This is a genomic window from Prosthecobacter vanneervenii (assembly GCF_014203095.1).
Classification (GTDB): domain Bacteria; phylum Verrucomicrobiota; class Verrucomicrobiia; order Verrucomicrobiales; family Verrucomicrobiaceae; genus Prosthecobacter; species Prosthecobacter vanneervenii.
The window spans coordinates 478,356-500,914 of record NZ_JACHIG010000002.1 but is presented as its reverse complement, the minus strand read 5'-3'; the positions used below and the strand labels follow the sequence as shown (position 1 = coordinate 500,914).

1 protein-coding gene (only partly in view) is annotated in these 22,559 nt (G+C 60.6%); it reads left to right on the top strand.

Going from position 1 to position 22,559, the window contains the following annotated elements; genetic code table 11:
- Window positions 1-22,559, top strand: the 3' portion of a protein-coding gene (locus tag HNQ65_RS07165) for a putative Ig domain-containing protein (protein ID WP_221306070.1). Its footprint begins 10,489 nt before the window's first position; only the last 22,559 of its 33,048 coding nucleotides appear in the window; the start codon falls outside the window, past its left edge; the stop codon is at window positions 22,557-22,559.

Genomic DNA, 22,559 nt, shown 5'->3' with positions numbered 1-22,559 from the left:
GTACGGCATCCACCAGCCCGCTGATCACACTGGCCGTGGGCACGGAGCCAGGATCGTCAGGCAGCAGCAGCTACGAAAACACGATCGACTTTGGCTTCCGCATCTGCCCAGCCATCGCCATCACGCCCTCGGCGCTAGCCAACGGCTTGGTGGGCACTGCCTACACGCAGGCGTTTACTGCGTCTGGCAGCCCATTCCCGCCCTACACATGGACGACCTCCGCCGGCACCTGGCCTGCAGGACTGAGTCTGGACGGCAGCGGCAACATCAGCGGCACACCGACCGCGCCGACCAGCGGCGTGAGCGGAACGAGCGTGACCGTGCGAGCCATCGACTCGAAGGCATGTGTGCGTGACCTGACCATGCAGATCAAGATTTGTCCGGTGATCACCCTGAACCCGGCGACGCTGCCCGCACCTGTGGTGGGCACGGCTTACACGCAGACGATTTCCGCCAGCGGCACCACGGCGCTGCCGGTGACCTACAGCGCCAAGGGGCTGCCATCCTGGCTGACATTGAACACGAGCAGCGGAGCGCTTTCCGGCATGCCTACGAGCACAGCGACTGTGACTTTCACTGTCACAGCGATGGATGCTAATCAGTGCTCTGGAACAGCCACCTACACGCTGACACCGGTGTGCCCCACCATCTCGGTGACACCCGCCACGCTGCCCACGCCGGTGATGAATTCGGCCTACAGTCAGGCACTGAGTGCTACGGGCGGAACGAGCCCCTACACCTTCATGCTGGGCAGCGGCAGCCTGCCGGCAGGCCTGACGCTGAACACCGCCACCGGCACCCTCAGTGGCACGCCCACCGCGCTGGCCTCCGCCACTTTCTCGATCCGCAGCACGGACGCCTACGGTTGCTCGGGCTCCACCTCTTACACTCTGACTCCTGCCTGCCCGGCTATCGCCATCTCTCCATCCAGCCTGTCCGGTGGGAATGTGGCCGTGGCCTACAGCCAGACCGTGAGCGCAACCAATGGCACGGCACCCTACACCTGGACGGTGAGCAGCGGCAGCCTGCCTGCTGGACTGAGCCTTAACAGCAGCACGGGAGCCATCACGGGGACGCCCACCACTGTGCAGACCGCCAGCTTTACCCTGACGGCGACGGATGCCCTAAACTGCCAGAAGAGTGCGAGCTACAGTGTGACCATCAGCTCCCTCACCATTGGTGACTTGGTGTGGAATGACGTGAACAACAATGGGGTGAAGGATGGCTCCGAGAGCGGTCTGGCAGGGGCGCAGGTGCAGCTCTTCAGCACGGGCTCTGACAACGCCATCGGCGGCACAGACACCGCAGCGGACACCCAGGTAGGAAGCACGATCACTACGACCTCTTCCGGGGCCTACTCTTTTGCGGGCATCACTCCTGGCTACTACTATGTGAAGGTGCTGCCGCCGGCCTCGAACCCGATGACGGGCGGAACACCGGTGACGGTGGACAATGGCGGCAACAATGTGAACCACGGTGCGCAGCCTGGCGGACCCGGAACACCGCTTTACAGCCCGGTGATCAATCTGTCCTCTGGCAATGAGCCTGTGAATGATGGGGACACGGACCCCAACACGGACCTGAGCATCGACTTTGGCCTCTTCTCCGGCGTCAGCGTGGGGAATCTGGTATTCCTCGATGCGAATGCGGATGGCGTGTATCAGAGCGGCACGGACAGCGGCGTGTCAGGCGTGACCGTGGCTCTGGTGACCCGCGGTGCAGACAATACGGCCTATACTTCGGACGATGTGGTCGTGACTACAACGACAACGAACTCCAGCGGCATCTATGGCTTCACGGTGTTCCAGTCGGGAGTTTATTATGTGATGGTCACTCCCGGAGCCACCCAGCTCATGGCGCTGAACGGTGTTTCTGCCGACAATGGGGTGGACAATGACAACAATGCGGTGAGCCAGCCCGGCGGTGCAGGCCACGTGGTGAACAGCACCACCTTTACTCTGACCTACGGCGGCGAACCCGGATCCAGCGGCACGACTAACGTGGAAAACACGATCGACATCGGTCTGAGAAGCTGCCCGGCGATCACGATCACACCCTCGACTCTGCCAGCGGTTATTGTGGGCAGCCCCTACAATCAGACGCTGACGGCCAGTGGCGGCAACACGCCCTACACCTGGACGGTGCAGGCTGCCAGCCTGCCTGCAGGAATGAGCCTCTCCAGCGGTGGTGTGCTCAGCGGCACTCCCACCATTTCTGGAGCAAACAATATTGTGGTCACCGCCACTGACAGCCTGGGATGCAGCGCCACAGTGACTACGCCGCTGCGTGTGTGCCCGGTCATCACGGTGAATCCCAGCACGTTGACTGCGCCGACGATCGGCTTCCTGTATTCACAGACGATGAGCGTTTCTGGTACGAGCGCCACACCGATCACCTGGAGTGCGAGCGGCCTGCCTGCCTGGCTGAGCATCAACAGCAGCACGGGCGTGCTTAGCGGCACGGCCACCGGCAGCACACCGGCCACCTTCACGATCACGGGGACGGATGCAAACGGCTGCGCGGGGGCGCGCTCCTACACGGTGAATCCGGTGTGCCCCACCATCACTTTCAGCAGCAGCACGCCGCCGAATGCCTACCTGAGGACGAGCTACTCGACGAGCCTGTCAGCCACTGGTGGCACGGCACCTTATTCCTACACACTGGTCAGCGGAACCATGCCACCCGGGCTGGTGATCGGAACAGATGGAACGGTGAGCGGCACTCCTACTACGCTGGGAAGCTACACGGTGACGGTGCGGGCCACGGACGCCTACAACTGTCAGAGCAGCTCGGGTACGGTGACCTTTAACGTGAAGGGCATGGGCCTGGGCAATCTGGTGTGGGTGGACATGAACAATGACGGCCTCTACACCACCTCAGAGAGCGGCATGCCAGGACTGCCAGTGCAGCTTTGGACACCGGGTGCTAATGGCACGATGGAAAGTGGCGGCGGAGATGACGTGCTGAGCGCCAGCACCACCACGGACTCCAACGGCCTGTACCTCTTCAGCGGTCTGGCACCGGGCGTGTACTATGTGCGCATCCCAACACCGCCGACATACTACCCGCAGGTGAGCACGAGCCAGGTGAACCTGGACAATAATGTAAACAACGACAACAACGGCATCCAGTCCGCCTCGGGGAACCCGGTGGTGACGCCGCTGATCACGCTCTCTCCAGGCTCTGAGCCCGGCGTGGGTGTGGACGGAGACGACACGGACACGAACAGCACGATCGACGTGGGATTTGCGAACGCAAATCCGTGCCAGATCACCAACCTGATCGACAACCCGAGCTTTGAGTTTCAGGGACAGCCAAACGTGACCGGAGCAGGAGCGTCTGTGCTGAGCTATAATGGCACTGGAACGAATCTGGGCACGGGCATCAACGCCTTCCAGTGGGTGGGCGGCACCAATGGCACCAGCGGCCTGGGCGAACCGATCCAGCGTGCGCAGGTGAACGTAAGCACCACTGGCTCGTCCTTCTCCTGGGTGGAAAGCATCAAGAGCCGGCATGGCAAGCGCATGGTGCTGCTGCAGGGAACCAATTCCTCGCTGACACTGCAGGCTGCCGGCGGCGGCAACTGGAGCTCTGTGCTGCAAGCGGGCAAGGAATATGAACTGAGTGTGTGGGCGGCAAATGCCAGCTCTGGTGCCGCCTCCATCCTGTGGAACCTGGGCGCGAGTGCGCAGATCGTGCAGATCATCTCCGGCTCCACACCTGGCCTTTATCAATATTACACGGTGCCACAGGGGGAAATGAGCGCCACAGCCGCAGGTGTGAGCCAGTGCTGCGGTTACAGTGGCGGCACCACCTCTTATCCGGCCTTTGGTTCCTCCGATTATAACAGCTGGACGGAGGCGACAGCCAATGCAACGCAGCCGCAATGGCGCCAGTTCACCTACCACTTCCGTGTGGCCAACAACGCCTCCGCCACGCAGATCGACACGCTGAGCATCGCGCTTTCCGGTGGCAGCAGCACCAATGCTGTGGTGGCCGACCTTGTCTATCTCTGCCAGGTGAACACAAGCGCCACGCTTTCGATCGGCAACCTCGTCTGGAATGATGCGAACAAGAACGGCCTGCGCGATGTGGGTGCAACCACCGAAGTGGGCATCAGTGCCGTGACGGTGGATCTTTACACCACCACCAATAACACAGCCGGAGATTCGGACGACCTGTGGGTGGCCACCACCACCACCAACTCCGCAGGCGCCTACAACTTTAATGGTCTGGCGGCCGGCAAGTATGTGGTGCGCGTGACTCCGCCTGCCAGTGTGCCGGCAACTGGCGGCAACGTGATCACCGTAGATGATGGCATTAACAACGAGAACAAGGGCAGCCAGCCTGGCGGGCCGGGCACCTATATCTACAGCCCGGTCATCACGATGGCCAGTGGTATGGAGCCGGTTAACGATGGTGACACCAACCCGGATACGAACCTGACGATCGACTTCGGCCTCTTCTCCGGCATTCAGCTGGGCAACCAGCTCTTTGTTGATGCTAATAATGACGGGGCGTTCACCAGTGCTACCGAGAGCGGAACTGGCTCTGGCATCAGGGTGGAACTGCTTGATGGAGCGGCCAACACCGTGATCACCAGCACAACGACCAACAGCGCAGGTGTCTACGGTTTCACCATTTACCAGCCTGGCACCTACCGTGTCCGTATTCCCACGCCGCCTTCGTCTTATCCGCTGGCCTCCAGCGTGGTGGATGCCACGGACGATGGCAGGGACAATGACAGCAACGGCATTCAGAGCGGTGGCATCAACACAGCTGTGATCAGTCCTGTCATCACGCTGACTGCGGGGGGCGAGCCCGGCAGCAGTGGCAATACGAATGCTGAAAACACGATCGACTTTGGATTCCGCGCCTGCCCGGTCATTACCATCAGTCCTGGCACGGTGGCTGTGGCCACCCAGTATGTGGCCTACAATGCGCTGACGCTTACTTCCACCGGTGGCTCCGGCGGCTATGTGTATGCCATCAGCAGCGGTGCCCTGCCCAGCGGCATGACAATGAGCAGCGGCGGGATCATCAGCGGCACGCCGGGCGCTTCCGCCGCCCCAGGCAGCTACAACTTTACTGTCAGCAGCACAGACAGCCAGGGATGCTCCGCCACCCAGAGCTACACGCTGACGCTGGCCAATGCCGTGGTGACGGTGAGCCCAAGCACGCTGCCTGCAGCGACGCAGTACAATGCCTATACCCAAAACCTGTCGGCTTCCGGCGGCACCTCTCCGTATGTCTGGAGTGTCGGGCCTTCGGCGCTGAGCGGGGCTGCCGCCTGGTGGCCTGGGGAATCTGGCGGTGCGGAACTCATTGCTGGAAACAGCGCTGCGCTGATGAACGGCGTGGCCTTTACGACAGGGCAGGTGGGCAAGGCCTTCAGCTTTGATGGTGTGAATGACTACGCACAGGTGGCGGACCAGTCCGTGCTGCGGCCCACACAGATCACGCTGGAAGCCTGGGTGCGTCCAGCCAGCTCAGCGCCTACGGCTGACAAGATCATCATCGAAAAGAGCTCCAGCAACAGCGCGCCGGCAAACGGCTACGGGCTGATCCAGCGCAGTGGCACGAGCACGGTGCGCTTCTTTATCAATGCGCCTGCCAGCGTGGCTTCGGTGTCTGACTTTGTCGATGCGACGCTGACGGTGGACGCTTGGAACCATGTGGCGGCCACCTACGACGGCTCCAACCTGATCATCTATGTCAACGGCGTGCAGGCCGCCACGAAGGCCTTCGCCACGGCAATCAGCCACTCCACGCAGCCGCTTGTGCTGGGCGGCAGCAGCACCACGAGCACCTGCTGGAATGGTGCACTGGATGAGGCGGTGATCTACAGCCGTGCAATTACCTCCGCCGAAGCGCAGGCCCGGTATGCGGCCTCCATCACCGGCAACAACGGCATGCCCGCAGGCCTGACGCTGGACTCCACGACGGGAGTGCTCAGCGGCACCCCCACAGGAGTGCCTGCCACCTATCCCTTCACCGTGCGTGCCACAGATTCTTACAGTGGTGTGGGTGTGCGCAGCTACTCGCTGACGGTGAACTGCCCGGCGCTTAACATCACGCCGAAGACCCTTGCGGACGCCGTGCAGTACTCGAGCTACACGGCGGTGAACATGAGTGCCTCCGGCGGCACCTCACCCTACACCTGGGACATCACCACAGGTGCGCTGCCCACCGGCATGAGCCTGAGCAGCTCAGGTGTGCTGAGTGGTACCCCGGGCTCCGCACCTGGCACCTACAATTTCACCGTGCGTGCACGTGATGCGAACAACTGCGTGAGCACCCAGGCGCTGAGCGTGAAGGTCGTCTGCCCGGTGATCTCCCTCACTCCTGCCACCCTGTCGAATGCGCAGCAGTTCGCAGCCTACACCTCGGTCCTACTGGGCGGCACGGGAGGCAGTGCTCCCTATACCTTCAGCATTCAGAGCGGCTCACTTCCCACCGGTATGAGCCTGAGCAGCGCCGGCCTGCTGAGCGGCACACCCACGGCAATTCCGGGAGACTACACCTTTACCGTCAAGGCTACAGACAGTGCCTCCTGCTCCGGCACAAGCAGCTACACGCTGCATGTGAACTGCCCCACCATCACCGTTACTCCTGCCACTCTTACCGCAGGTCGCCAGTACCAGACCTACACCCAGACGATGACCGCGAGCGGCGGAAACTCCCCCTACACCTGGGCGCTGGCCAGCGGCAGCACGCTGCCCACAGGGCTGAGCCTGAGCAGTGCCGGTGTTATCAGTGGCACGCCGACGGTAGCTCCCGGCACCTATACTTTCAGCGTAGTGGCCACCGATGCCCAGAGCTGCACAGGCACACGCTCCTGCAGTATTGTTTTTAGCTGTCCTGCCATCAGCATTACGCCGACGACACTGCCGCAAGGCACAGTCACGGTGGCCTACAGCCAGCAGCTTGCCGTGAGCGGCGGCACCTCTCCTTATACCTGGTCTCTGGCCTCGGGCTCACTGCCTTCCGGCATTACCCTTTCCTCCGCTGGTCTCATCAGCGGCACCACCAATGCCGTGGGATCCTTCAACTTCACAGCGCAGGTGAGTGACCTCAACAGCTGTGTGCAGCAGCAGGCGCTGACGCTGGCCGTGGGTTGCGCCTCTATCACGATCACGCCGTCAAGCCTGAGCACCGCGACAGTGGGCACGGCCTACTCGCAGCAGTTTACCGCGACTGGTGGTGTGGGTACGAAGACTTGGACAGTGAAATCGGGCTCCCTGCCCATTGGCATGACGCTTTCTTCCTCCGGTCTGCTCAGCGGCACACCCACAGATACTGCAGGCACCTTCAGCTTTACGGTGCAGGCGATGGACCAGGACAGCTGCCCTGGCACGCTGGCATGCACGCTGGTGCTGCAATGCCCCACTGTCACCATTACTCCCACCACCGTGCCGAATGCCACGGTGGCCAGCAGCTACTCCACCACGCTGACGGCCTCCGGAGCCACAGCACCCTATACATGGAGCCTGCCCACCGGCAGCACGCTGCCGGCTGGTCTGGCGCTGAGCCCGACGGGCACGATCAGCGGAACGCCAACGGCACCTGGAACTTATAGCTTTAGCGTGACCGCACGCGGTGCCTACAACTGCCCTGGCACCGCCACGATCTCGATGACGATCACGTGCCCGACTCTGGCGCTGAGCCCGACCAGCCTGAACTCAGGCTATCGTGGTGTGGCCTTCAGCCAGACGGTGACGGCCAGCGGTGGCATCAGCCCCTACACCTACTCCCTGAGCGCTGGCAGCCTGCCACCAGGACTCACGCTCAACACCAGCAGCGGTGCCATCACTGGCACGCCTACGGCTGCGGGAAGCTACAGCTTTACGGTGAGCAGCCAGGACAGCGCCACCTGCACAGGCTCTCGTAACTACGTGCTGGTCATCAACGGGCTGGGACTCGGCAATCTCGTGTGGAATGACCAGAACCAGAACGGCACCTTTGACACGGGAGAGCAGGGGATCAGCGGCGTGACACTGCAGCTCTACTCCACGACGGATGCAGTGATCGGCAATGGTGATGATGTGTCCCAGGGGACGACGACCACCAGCGGCACCGGTGCTTACAGCTTTACCGGCCTGGCACCAGGTAGCTACTACGTGAGCATGGCCACGCCGCCCACGGCGTATCCGCTTTCGTCCGGCCCGCAGGTGGCGCTGGACAATGGGGTGGACAATGACAACAACGGCACCCAGACCGGCGGTGTCGGTGGTGCCATCGTCAGCCCAATCATCGCGCTGGCGGTGGGCAATGAGCCTGGCAACACCACCGGCGGTGCTGATGTGGACAACACTGTGGACTTCGCCCTGCGCGCTGTGCCCGCCTCGTTGACGAACCTTCTTGAATACACGCTGAACACCTCCACCGGCGGCCTGCCTGCGCTGCCCAGCCTGAAGAGCGCTGCCGTGGTGAACGCTGCGAAGATTCAGATCGAGGACGATATGAACGGCCTGACGGACATCAGCGAGCCGACGAACAACGGACCGATCCGCAGTGGTGCGCTCTCCCGCCAGATGCGCAGCTGGGACGCCTCGTATGACACGGGCTATGATACGCCGCCCACCACGCTGGTGCAGCGCCCTGACAGCCTGTGGATCCGCTTTGACATGGATCCGACGGCCAACGGGAACATCGGCAATATCCTATTTGACCTCTACCGTGTGGGCACCACCGCGCCGATCCAGGGCAAAGTGATGCTCTCCTGGCTGGAAGGCTCCACGATGCGCACGGCTGTGACGGACACCTTCCAACTGCCCACTGTGGGCTCCTGGTTCTCGATGAACATGGGCTGGACGAGCTTCCTCGGCGGAGCCACAGCAGTGCCCACGGGGGCGCAGCTCGCAGGCAAGTCCTTCCTCATGGAAATCTATCTCTGGGGTGGAGATGGCACCGGATTCATCAACATCGACAACATCCTCCTGCAGGGCGCAGCCACTACGAATCCACAGACGCTGGCCATCGGCGATTTCGTGTGGGCGGACACCAATGCCAACGGTGTGAAGAATCCGCGCGAGCCCGGGCTGCAGAACCTTACGGTGAAGCTTTACAACCCCGGTGCTGACAACCTGCCGAACACAGGCGATGACACGCTGCTGGCCACAACGACGACTGATGCTAATGGCTATTACCTCTTCAGCGGACTGGCTGCTGGAAACTATTACGTGGCGCTGCCCAATCCGGACTCACAGTGGCCGCTGGCCTCCACACCTGCGGTGAACCTGGATAATGGCGTGGACAATGACAGCAATGGCATCCAGCCGGGCGGCTCGGGAACGCTCGTTTACAGCCCGGTGATCAACCTGGCTCTGGGCAAAGAACCGGGCAATCTCTCCAGCGGCGGCGGCAATCAGGACATGACAGTGGACTTTGGCTTCACGGCCTCCCTCGGCATTGGCAACCAGATCTTCTCTGACAACAACAACAACGGCCTGCTCGATTCTGGAGAAATCGGCGTGCCCAATGCTCAGGTGGAACTCTACACCTCCACCGACACCACGGTGAACAACAGTGACGACGTGAAAGTGGGCAGCACTTTCACGACCGGCAGCGACGGTGTGTATGGCTTCAGCGGCCTTGCCTCAGGCAAGTACTACATCAAACTCACTCCGCCGATCACGCATCCACGCCGCAGCAGCACCAGCAGCAATGCTGACAATGGCATCGATAACGACAGCAACGGTGTCTCGCAGTCTTCCACCGGTGCCCCGATCTATTCGCCGATGATCACCCTCTCCGCTCTAACGGAGCCGGGCAATCTGGTGGCTCCCTTTGGAGCCAACGTGGACAACACGATCGACTTCGGCCTGCGCCCGACCTTCTGCAGCATCGGCAACCTGGTTTACAAAGACGCCAACAACAACGGTGTGTACGATTCCGGCGAAGGTGTGGGCGGTGTGCGTGTGGACCTGCTGAACAGCTCCGGAGTACTGGTGAAGAACACGACGACGAGCACCTTGTCCAGCTCGCGAGGCCAGTATATGTTCAGCAGCGTGGTGCCGGGCTCTTACTACGTGCGTATTCCGGCCTCTGAGTTTGCCTCCGGCAAGGCGCTGGTGAACACGATCTCCATCTTCCCCGCCAGTTCTACTGACAATGACGTGGACGACAACATCGTGGGCAATGACGACGGCAATGACAACGCACAGCCTGCAGTGAACGGCATTGTAAGCTCGCTGATCAGCCTCTCAGACAACAACGAGCCGATCAACAGCAACGGGGAGAGCGGGGCCTTCAACACCATTGACGACAGTGACGACGGCAATGGCAACATGACGGTGGACTTTGGCTTCAAGTCCAGCGGGCCGACCTCGACGGGCTGCTATCACTTCCTGGCTATGGATACGAACGGCGACGGCGTGTTTACGGGATCCTCGGAGTGGACGCCAACGCAGGCCTACGACTTCAACTACACGCCGAACGGCGTGGCTCAGATCACGAGCGCCAACATGATCTACGATGCCTCGGTGAGCCGTGTGGCACTGGACTTCAGTTTTGCACAGCTTGGTGCCTCCAAAGTGGATGCAGTGTGGTTCCTGATGAGCACGGGAACCAACCCTGCGAGCAGCGACCACGCCATCGTGTACATCGACGGCATCACACGCTCCAGCCCGAATGTGACGATCTACAAGTATGACACAACGCTGGGCTACAACAGCTGGCAGACCGCTGCAAACCTGATGGTGAGCACAGTGGGTGGCAACGTCACTGCTGGCGATGTGATGCAGAAGATTGTCACGGAAACGGGCAGCAGCGTGCGCTTCCAGTGCGTGATCGACGTGAGCCGTGTGAACAACGCCTCCAACTGGAGCGCCATGGGAGTGAACTCCGCCACCTGGGAAGGCATCGAAACCGGTGGCAGCGCCAGCCTGAATCTGCATATGGTGGACCTTAGCAGCGCTCCGACCTATGACAGCAATGGTGCACTGACCTCCTTTAGCTACACGTCTGGCACCACGGAAGCCAGCTTTGTGACAGATCCCTCAGGCGTCTTTACCATTGCCACCGAACCTTGCTCTGTTTCGCCGTGGGTCAGTGTGGGCAATTTGGTATGGAATGACGTGAACAACAACGGCGTGCGTGACACCGGCGAACTGGGGCTGAGCGGTGCCACCGTGCAGCTCTTCACTCCGGGCGCGGACAACGCCATCGGTGGCACGGGCTCGAATGCAGATACGCAGGTGGGAGCTAGTGTGCAGACGAGCAGCGGCGGGGCCTACTCCTTCACCAATCTGGTGCCTGGCAAGTATTACGTACGTGTGACTCCCACCAGCAGTGTGCCTGCGGCAAGCGCTGTGGTGGCCACGACGGACAACGGAGTGGACAATTACAACAAGGGCGTGCAACCGGGCGGACCTGGCACCGTCATCTACAGCCCCATCATTGACCTGCAGGTGGGGGCCGAACCTCCCTCTAGCGTGGATGGAGACGGCACCAGCGGAAACAACACGATCGACTTTGGTCTCTTTACGGGCATCACCGTGGGAGACTTGGTCTGGAATGATTTGAACAACAACGGACTGAAGGACACCAGCGAGTCTGGTATTGCAGGTGTGCAATTGGACCTGTGGAGTCCGGGTGCGGACAATGCAGTGGGCGGCACCGGGGCCAACGCGGACACGCAGCTGCAGTCCACCACCACGCTGAGCAGCGGTGCCTATAGCTTCAAGGTATATACTGCCGGCAATTACTTTGTGCGCGTCACGCCTACGGCTTCCTATGCGCTGGCCAGCAGCACCGTGGTGACGACTGACAATGGCGTAAACAATGACAACAACGGCAGCCAGCCCAGCGGCGCAGGCTCTCCGGTTTACAGCATGGTCTTCACCCTCACGCCCGGAGGGGAACCGGGCAACACGGGTGCGACCAACACGGAAGGCACCATCGACTTTGGTCTGCGCTCCTGCCCGACGATCAGCATCTCCCCCGCCACGCTGAGCAACGCGGTGAAGGGGTCCAACTACAGCGCCACCTTTACGGCTAGCAACGGCACTTCTCCATACACCTGGAGTCTTGCTACCGGTAGCACCCTGCCAAGCGGCATTACACTCTCCAGCTCGGGTGTGCTGAGCGGCATGCCCACGGCAACACCGGGCACCTACACCTTCACGGTGAAGGCGGCGGACGCCTACGTGTGCTCTGCCACACAGGCGATGACCCTGAATGTGGTGTGCCCCACGCTGGCAATGAGCCCCACCACACTGAACTCTGCCGCACAGAACACGGCCTTTAGCCAGCAGTTCTCCACCAGCGGGGGCACCTCCGCCTACACCTATACCCGTGCCAGCGGCACATTGCCCACGGGGGTGACGCTCAGCTCAAGCGGCCTGCTTTCCGGCACCATCACTGGTGCACCAGGCGCCTACACCTTTGTGATCCGCAGCACAGATGCCAACGGCTGTTCTCTGGACACTTCCTTCACCTGGACGATCACCTGTCCGGCGATTTCACTGTCGCCCACCACGGTGCCTGCTGCCACGCAGTATGCCGCCTACACGGCGCAGACGCTCACGGCCAGCAACGGCACTGCACCTTATGCATGGAGTTTCACCGGCACGATGCCCACGGGCATGACGCTGAGCAGCGGTGGTGTGCTGAGCGGCACACCGACAAGCGCTCCCGGCACTTATAACATTACCGTGACCGCTACGGATGCCAACAGCTGCGCCCGTTCCGGCTCCTACTCCATCACGGTGAACTGCCCGTCGTTTACCATCAGTGCGCCAACATTCCCGAGCGGTCTGAAAAATGTGGCCTATGCCAGCCAGCAGCTCAGCTCCAGCGGTGGCACCGCTCCCTATACCTACAGCATTATCTCTGGCGCGCTGCCTGCCGGGCTCTCCATGAGCACGGCGGGTCTGATCTCCGGAACGCCAACGGCTGTTCCTGCTACTTACAGCTTCACAGTGAAGTCCACCGATGGCGTGAGCTGCTCCGCGACCAGGGCGCTGCAGATCGTGATAGCCTGCCCGACGATCTCCATCGGGCCCGTGCCGCTGCCTGCCGGCACACAGTATGCCGCTTACAGCCAGACTCTCTCCGCAGGTGGCGGCACAACGCCATACACCTGGAGCCTGAATTCCGGTGTTCTGCCTGCGGGGCTGACCCTGAGCAGTGCCGGTGTGCTGAGTGGTACCCCCACAGGCCTGGGCAGCTACACCTTCACAGTGAAGGCTACGGATGCTGACAACTGCACCGCCACCCAGTCTTATACCTTCACGGTCAACTATCCGCCAATCTACATCACGCCGACGACGCTCAGTAATGCCACGCGCCTGACGGCTTACATGCAGCAGCTCTCGGCCACGGGCGGCACGGCTCCCTACACCTTCAGCAAACTGACTGGAAGCATGCCTACGGGGCTTTCGATCTCCTCTGGTGGTTTGATTTCCGGCGTCGTCACTGCCGCACCTGGCACCTACAGCTTTACGGTGCAGGCACTGGATGCCAACGGTGCTCCGGGTACGCAGCCCTACACGCTGACGGTGCTCTGCCCGGCCATGACGGTCAGCCCCACGACACTGAGCAATGGTGTGGTGGGCACATCCTACACTGCATCGCTGAACGTTTCGGGTGGCACTGCTCCTTATACCTGGACGCTGGCCTCGGGCACGCTGCCTGCAGGGCTTTCGCTGAATTCCACCGGGCTGATCTCCGGTACTCCGACCCAGGCCACCACCTCCACCTTCACCGTGCAGGTCACGGATTCCTACAACTGCACAGCCACCCAGGTGTACACACTTTCTGTCAACTGCCCCACGGTGAGCATGACCCCAACGACACTGACGAGCGCCTACTATGGCATCAGCTACAGCCAGCAGCTCAGCTCCAGTGGTGGAACAGGGCCCTATACTTACACCGTGATCGCGGGCTCTCCTCCTGCGGGTATCACGCTTTCTTCCGGTGGTCTGCTTTCCGGCTCCGCCTCCGTGTATGGGACGGCAAACTTCACCGTGCGGACCACAGATGCCTATAACTGCTCGGCCACACAATCTTACAGCCTGCTTGTGAAGGGGCTCAGTCTCGGGGACACCGTTTACGACGACAGCAATTTCAACGGACTGCGTGACAACGGAGAACCCGGGCTTAGCAATGTGACCGTGGAGTTGTGGGATCCTGGAGCTGACCATGCCATCGGTGGCAGCGGACCCAACAGCGACCTGATGCTGACGAGCACAACGACGGACGCTCAGGGCCGCTACTACTTCAGCAACCTGCAGCCGGGCTACTTCTTCATGCGTGTGCTGATGCCGAACTCTCTGGAGATCATCGGCGGCAATCCGGTGAACTTGGACAACGGCGTGGACAATGACAACAATGCTGCGAGCCAGCCTGGCGGTGCAGGCAACCCGGCCTACTCTCCGGTTGTCAGGCTCACCACAGGCGGTGAACCCACGGTCGATGATGGTGATGCTGATACGGACTACACGCAGGATTACGGCCTCTTCCGCGGCATGAGCGTGGGCAATCTGGTATGGCAGGACAGCAATGACAACGGCCTGCGCGACAACGGCGAGCCTGGTATCGACAACGTGGCCGTGCAGCTCTGGAGCACAGGCGCAGACAACAGCATCGGCGGAACGGATGATGTGCTGCTGCAGACCACAACGACAAGCAATGGCGGGGCTTATCTCTTCACCTCAGTGATGCCTGGCAAGGTGTATGTGCGCATCCCCACACCGCCGGGTGCGCAGCCCATCTCCAGCAGCAATACTGTCTTCCTGGATAACGGCGTGGACAATGATGACAACGGCATCCAGCTCAGTGGTGGTGCAGTGAACAGCCCGGTAATCACCCTGACTCCTGGCGACGAGCCGGGAACCGGAGGCGGCACCTACGCTGAGACTTCGGTGGACTTCGGCCTGGTGAACATGACACCAAGCATCTATGTCTCCGCCACCCAGGCAGACAGCATTCAGTCGTTTGACGCCACGAGCGGTCTCTATAAGGGGGCTCTGGTATCCGCGTTTGGCAACAGCCTCAGCCAGGGCAATGGCGATTTTGGAGACGTGCCCTATGGCATGGAACTGGGGCCCGATGGCAATTGGTATGTTGCCCATTATGGAGCCAGCAATCTGCGCAAGGTCAGCCCGACCGGCACTGACCTGGGTTTGGTGCTGAACAATTCTGCAGCCAGCATGAGCTTGACCACCCAGTTTGCCTTTGGCCCGGATGGAAACTTCTATGTTTATGATGTGAACGGCAGCCGCATTGTGCGCTTCCAGGGCCCGGCAGGCTCCACGCCAGGTGCACCTATGGGCAGCGCTCCATACACATTCATCACTCAGGACGGAGTGGAGGACATCAATATGGGGCCGGATGGCAATCTCTATCTGGTGGTGCAGACCAGCAACACACGTGAGGTGCGACGCTACAGTCTGACCACGGGTGCATTGCTCAACACCATCGTGACTGAATCCCAGCTCGTGAACATGGTGCCGGGCGGGCAGTCTATTGCACTCATATCGGGCATCGACATCGAGGGGAACACCCTCTACGGCGTGAACCGTGCCGATGGCGAGGTGTTCAGTGTGGATCTGACCACGCCTTCCGCGCCCGGACAGCCGCAGCTCATCGCCACGCTCTCCAGCGCCGGCAAGGGAGATCTCGAAACGCGTGATGTGGAGTTTAACCCCACCAACAGCCGTCTTTATATTGCAGGTTATCACTGGAATAAACCGGTGAAGGCGGGATCCTATTCCAGCGGTGCGCTGGTGAGTGTGGACATCGCCCAAGCTCCGAATGGTGCGGTGAATGTGTACGAAGTGCCGATCCCGCGGCCGCCAGGACCGAACTTTGAAATCTGGGCTGGTCCGCGTGATCTTGCCATCGGGCGTCCGTATGCGCCTCTGGCCAGTTCGGTTTCGATCGGCTCTCTTGTTTGGAACGATGCCAACGCCAATGGTTTGCAGGACGCTGCAGAGCAAGGAATTCCTGGAGTGCGTGTGGAGCTGTGGCAGGATGTGAACGGCAGCGCAGGTGACGGTGCTGAATACCTGGTGGGCTGGACCTATACGGACAACAACGGCTATTACTATTTCTCCGGCGAACCTGCAGGAGTCTATCAGGTGCAGGTGGCAGCCTCAAACTTTGTGGATGGTCTGCCGCTTGCTGGCAACGGCTACAGCAGCCCGATCTCCACCGGTCAGGACGACCAGATCGATGGTAATGACGATGGTCTGCAGCCTGGCGGACCGAAGACGGTGGTGTACAGCCCGATGATCACACTTATTCCCGGCACAGAGCCGACGGGCAATGGCTCCACGGGCACCGAATCCGCACCCGGCGGAGAGCTGGATGACTACACCGTGGATGCCAACGGCGATATGACCCTGGACTTCGGCTTTGTGGAGCCGGGCACGATGGCTATCGGCAACCTGGTTTTCGTGGATGACAACGGCAACAACCGCTTTGACGTGGGTGAAGGCCGCGATGGAGTGACGATGGAACTCTATCGCTGGGGGGACACCCCGGGCACGACACAGCCTGTTGCCACTCAGGTGACCAGCAACGGAGGTCTCTACCTCTTCAGCGGCCTGTGGCAGGGGCAGTACTTTGTGTACCTGCCAGCGTATCAGTTTGAATCGGATGCCAACCTGCGCGGTCTTTTCAGCATACCGGTCATCACCCCCGGAGATGATAACGTGGGCCAGGACGCCCTCTCCACAGACTCGCCGTGGAACACTGGGGTGCGCACTGGCATCATCAATCTGGTAAGCGACCACGCTCCGACGGACGCCGACACTGAAACCGGCATCAATTACACCACGGATGATGCCGATGATGCCAACACGGACCTTACGGTGGACATTGGTCTCTTCCGCCCTGTGGCTCTGGGCAATCTGGTGTTTGAAGACAACAACTCCAACGGCCACTATGATGCCGGCGAAGGCATCGCGGGAGTGACCATGGAGCTGTACTCAGACACACAGTTCCCCGAGGTGGACACGCCGCTCTCAACCACGATCACGGACGCCGCAGGCCGTTATGCCTTCAATTTCCTCCGCCCGGGCAACTACCTGGTGCACATCCCGAGCTCTCAATTCAAGCAGGGCAAGCCGCTCTATCAGCGTATCAGCATCCTCGAAGGTCTCGTGGGGGATGATGATGTGGGTCAGGACGGCATCAACAACGGTGATGCTGCGGTGAATGGTGTGTCCACGCTTGTGGTGAGCCTCTATCCGGGCAACGCCCCGACCAACAGCAGCGGAGAAACAGGCTTTGAAGGCACTTCAGACGATCAGGATGATGCCTCGATCGACCTGACAGTTGATTTCGGATTCCAGTCCCCCGTTGGTGTGGGTAACCTTGTCTACATTGACACCAACCAGAATGGCATTGCCGATGTGGGAGAAGGCGTGGATGGAGTCACTGTGGAGCTATACAGCTCCAACCAGACACCGGGAGTGGGGCTGCCGCTCTTTACCACCACGACGAGCGCGGGTGGAGGTTACTTCTTCGATTCCCTGCCAGCAGGCAGCTACGTCCTGCACATTCCATACACTGAGTTTGAGCCCGGTCGTCCTCTCAATGGTCTGTCTTCCATGCCGGGCGTGAACAGCCTCAGCACCGTGGCGGATGACAATGTGCCCAGCAATGACAACGGCATCGATGACTCAGCACCGTTCCTCAACGGCATCAGCACGGCCGCGTTTACACTGACGGTGGACGGTGAACCCACGGACTCGACGGGAGAATCTGGCCAGTTCACCACGATGGACTCGTTTGATGACAACAACTTCGACCTGACGATGGACTTTGGCTTCTCGCCATCGAATCCTAACGGAGTGGGCGTGGGCAACCTGGTGTTTGCTGACCTTAACGGCAATGACCTCTTTGATGCGGGTGAAGGCCTGGATGGTGTCAAAGTGCAGCTTTTTGCAGCCGCTGCCAATCCGCTTACTGCAACTCCTCTGGCATCCCAGGTGACAAGCAACGGTGGTGTCTACTACTTCAGCAACCTCAGTCAGGGAGACTACCAGCTCTTTATTCCGCCCTCGGAGTTTGCCGCCGGCAAGCCGCTCTTTGGCTGGCGCTCGCTTCCTGGAGGTGGTGGTGACAATGGTGTGGATGATGATCTTGATGAAAATGGCGTAGATGCCGACGATCCATCAGTGACCGGTATCAGCAGCGGCGCATTCAACCTGACTCCTGGCGAGGAGCCAACGGACTCCCTGGGCGAATTTGGCTACAACGCCTTCATGGATGACGCGAACGATGCAAACTCCGACCTGACGATCGATTTTGGCTTCTTCCGCTTTGTGGGTGTGGGGAATCTTGTGTTCATCGATGCGAACTACAACGGACGTGCTGATGCCGGAGAAGGTGTTGGCGGAGTGACTGTGGAGCTTTACCAGTCCACGGCCCTTATTCCGTTTGACTCGCCAGTGGCCACCACGACAACTGCGTCGGACGGCTCCTATCTCTTCACGAACCTGAATCCAGGTGGCTACTATGTTAGCATCCCGGCTTCACAGTTCAACTTTGGCGGTCCGTTGCAAGGTTATGCCAGCGTGCTGGGTGCACAGAGCGGAGATGACAGCACGGGAGAGGACGGCATTGATGACGGCAATCCTAACTACAATGGCATCCGCTCTGCCGTGCTGGATCTGAGTCCGACCAATGCTCCTTCGGGCAGCAATGAGAACGGCTATCTGGGCAGCAGTGATGATCTCGATGACACTGCGATCAATCTGACAGTGGACTTTGGCTTCGTGCCGCGCATCGGCGTGGGCAACGTGGTCTTTAATGACACGAACAACGACGGTATCATGGATCCCAGCGTCGAGTACGGTGTCGACAACGTGACGGTGCAGCTTTGGAACAGCACGGCAGGCAGCGCGGATGTGCTGGTAGGATCCACGACCACTTATGGCGGCGGCTTGTACAGCTTCAGCGTGGCACCGGGCAGTTATTACGTGAGAGTACCTTCCTTCAATTTCGAAGAAGGCAGCGCTCTTGCCAATCTGGTGCCTTCGATGGCCACAACCTCGAACACCACCGTTCCCACCAGCACAGCAGGAGATGATGACGCCGGCCAGGACGGATACACACCCACCTCGGTGCTAGTGGACGGTGCACGCACGGCTGTCTTCACCTTGCAGCCGAATAAAGAGCCTACATCTGCTACAAACGAAACAGGCTATTACAGCGAAACTGACGACTATGACGACGCCAATGTGGATCTGACAGTGGACCTCGGCTTCACCATGAAGCCGCTGAGCGTGGGCAACCTCGTCTTCCGCGATGTGAATGGAAACGGCCACTATGACAGTGCTGACTTTGGCGTGGCTGGAGTGAGCGTCCGTCTGTTCCACGTGGGTGACAATCCGAACAGCGCGACTCCGGTCATGCAGACAACGACCGGGCTGGATGGCAGCTTCCTTCTAAACACATACACCGAAGGCCAGTATTACCTCAATATTCCGGCCACGGAGTTTGCCAGCGGGCGTCCGCTCTATGGCACGACTTCGGTGCCTGGCTTTGGCGGCGACGACGGCAAGGATGATGACACGGATGAAAATGGCATTGATGCGACCAATCCATCCAGCACAGGAATCAACTCCAGCGCCTTTGCCCTGGCCTATGGCACGGAGCCCACGGCAGATGCTGGAGAAAGCGGCTACATGGGCTCGATGGACCAGTATAACGATGCGGACGTGAACCTCACGATCGACCTTGGCTTTACCGGTGGCACGCTTCCTTCGCTGATGAGCATCGGCAACCTGGTCTTTTACGATGCCAACAACAACGGTGTGGCGGATTCCGGAGAAGGGGTGCCGGGCGTCTGGATGCTGCTTTACTCCGGCACTGGCACGGCAGGTTCCAGCAGCTACATCCGCAGCACTTACACCGATTCTAATGGAGCTTATCTGTTCTCCAATCTCAGCCCTGGCACCTACACAGTGCATGTGGCGGCAGACAACTTTAAATCCTCCATCAGCATCAATGGCGGACCGCTTGGTCACGGTCCGCTCTATTACATGATCTCGCTGCGCGGCAATCAGACCTCGAGTGACGACAATCTGGGCGAGGACGGCATTGATGCGCAGAATCCTGAGCAGGTGGGCATAACCTCAGCTCCAGTGACGCTGGCGTCTAATGCAGCACCTGCCGGAGCACAGGAAGGCGGCTACCAGGGCAGCTCTGACGACAGCAATGACAGCAACGTGGATCTGACCATTGACTTTGGCTTTGGCAAACGTCTCGGGGTGGGCAACCTGGTCTTCCGTGATGCCAATGCTGACGGCATCTATCAGAGCAGCTCAGACACCGGACTGGCAGGCGTGACGCTGGAGCTGGTGTACAACGACGGTGCCACTGCGACGAACACGGTGGTGGGAACGACAACGACGGACGCAAACGGCCGCTATATTCTGTATGCGCCGCCGGCCATCGCTCCGAAGACCTACTTTGTTCGCATCCCTGCCTCACAGTTCACGACCACTTCAACGCTGAACTATCTGGTGCCCACTGCTCAGACAACCAATGGCAGTGATGACAACACGAACCAGAATGCCCTTCCTTCCACCAGCCCGAATGTGACGGGAGTAAGCACTGCCGCATTCTCCCTGGTGGCGGGCACGCTGCCCACGGATAGTGATGGTCGCGAAACCGGCTACGACAAGACGAGCGACAATGAAAACGACCCCGACAACGACCTCACCATCGATCTGGGACTTAAAGCCAAAGCCCTCGCTGTGGGCAATCTCGTCTTCAACGACGTGAACAATACCGGCACGTTTGAGTCTGGTATCGATCAGCCGCTGGCTGGCGTGACGGTGAAGCTCTTCCAGCAGGCGCAGGCAGTCACGGACACCCCTGTGGCGCAGACGGTCACAGGCACAGACGGCACCTACATGCTCTACGCCACCTCTCCTGCCGCCTACTATGTGCACATACCAGCAGCCATGTTTGCGACGGGTGCACCGCTTGCGGGCATGAGTTCTGTGACGGGCTCTGGCAATGTGGTGTCCACGAACAACGCAGACACGAGCAAGGATGACCGCTACGACGAAAATGGCATCGACACCTCACTGCCATCCAGCTCAGGCATCTCTTCCGGCATTATCAATCTGGCTTATGGAGCCATGCCTCTGAACAGCAGCGTGACGGCCACCTATGGCGAGAATGGTTACAATAGCTTCATGGACGACCTAGCGGATGACGCCGGAATCATGACAATCGACTTTGGCTTCGTGGCAGGAGCGGGCAGCCCTGCGGCCGAGGTGGTGACGCGCAATCTGGCGTCAAATCCCGGCACGGTCACTGCTCCGACCACCTATACTGCCTGGCAGACGCAGAACAGCCTGGGTGGAGTCAATGCACCGAATGATGATCCAGATGCAGACGGGCAGGCGAATCTGCTGGAGTACGCTCTGGGCACGGCTCCAGACAGCGGTTTGGGCGCTTCACGCTTCAAGCTGGTGAACAATACCACGACGGGAGCCATCGATGCGCTGCTGACTCGCCCGGTGGGCACACGTGCGGATCTCCGCTTCTACCTGGAAGGCAGCAGTGATCTGAGCACATGGAGCACGCTGACGCTGACTCCGGCCAGCTCAAACAACACGGACCAGACCGAAACACTGCGTTACAGCCAGGTGGACTCCGCATTCGGTGGTGCCACACGCGGCTTCCTGCGCATCAAAGTGGCGCTGGATGCCAACCTGGACGGAACGCCGGAGGCCACGGCCACCACGGGTGTGCTGGGATGGGCACGCATGAGCTTTGCCGCTGGCCGCCAGTCTCTCTCCATGCCGCTGCTGCAGGCCGCTGTTTACACTGGCAAGGTGAGCTCTGTGAACGGCAGCACGCTGGTACTCGGCCTCACAGGAGACATCCGCACGCAGCTGCAGAGCGGTGTGAGCTATTACGCCGAGGTGCTGGACGGCACACTGGCAGGCCGCACTTATGAGGTGGACAGCACGGCCTCCACTGGCAGCACGCTGGTGCTGAGCAGCAGTGCAGACAGCGCACTCGCTGGGGCGGGCATCCGCATCCGTCCGCACTGGACGCTGGCTGCGCTGGTGCCGGCGGGCAGTGTGCAGGCTGCCGCCACACAGGATGCGGCCGACCGCGTCATGTTCTTTGACAGCGCCAGCGGCCAGTTCCAGATCGACTGGCTCTACAGCGCCACCAACGGCACGCCGAAGTGGGTGCGGGATGGAGATGCCGCTCTGGCGGATGACGGCACACGCCTTGTGCCGCCGCAGGCGGGCATGCTGCTGCAGGTGCGCAGCACGGTGGCCACGCTGACCTTCATCGGCGAGGTGCGCACCGTGGCTCTCGCGCTGCCTCAGACCAGCGGAACGTCTCTGCGCGGCACTGGCCTCGGCCTCCCGAAGGCTCCGGGTTCGCTGCCTTTCAGTGCAGGCTCACGCATCCGCGTGTGGAGCGGTGATGTCGATCCGAGCACGGCGTCGTATCAGAGCTACCTGCTCAATCCGTCATCCGAATGGGTGGATGAGACGACAGGCACAGACGTGACTCAGCAGCCGCTGCTGGATGCCTTCCGGGCGTTTTTCCTGGTGAAGCCGTAA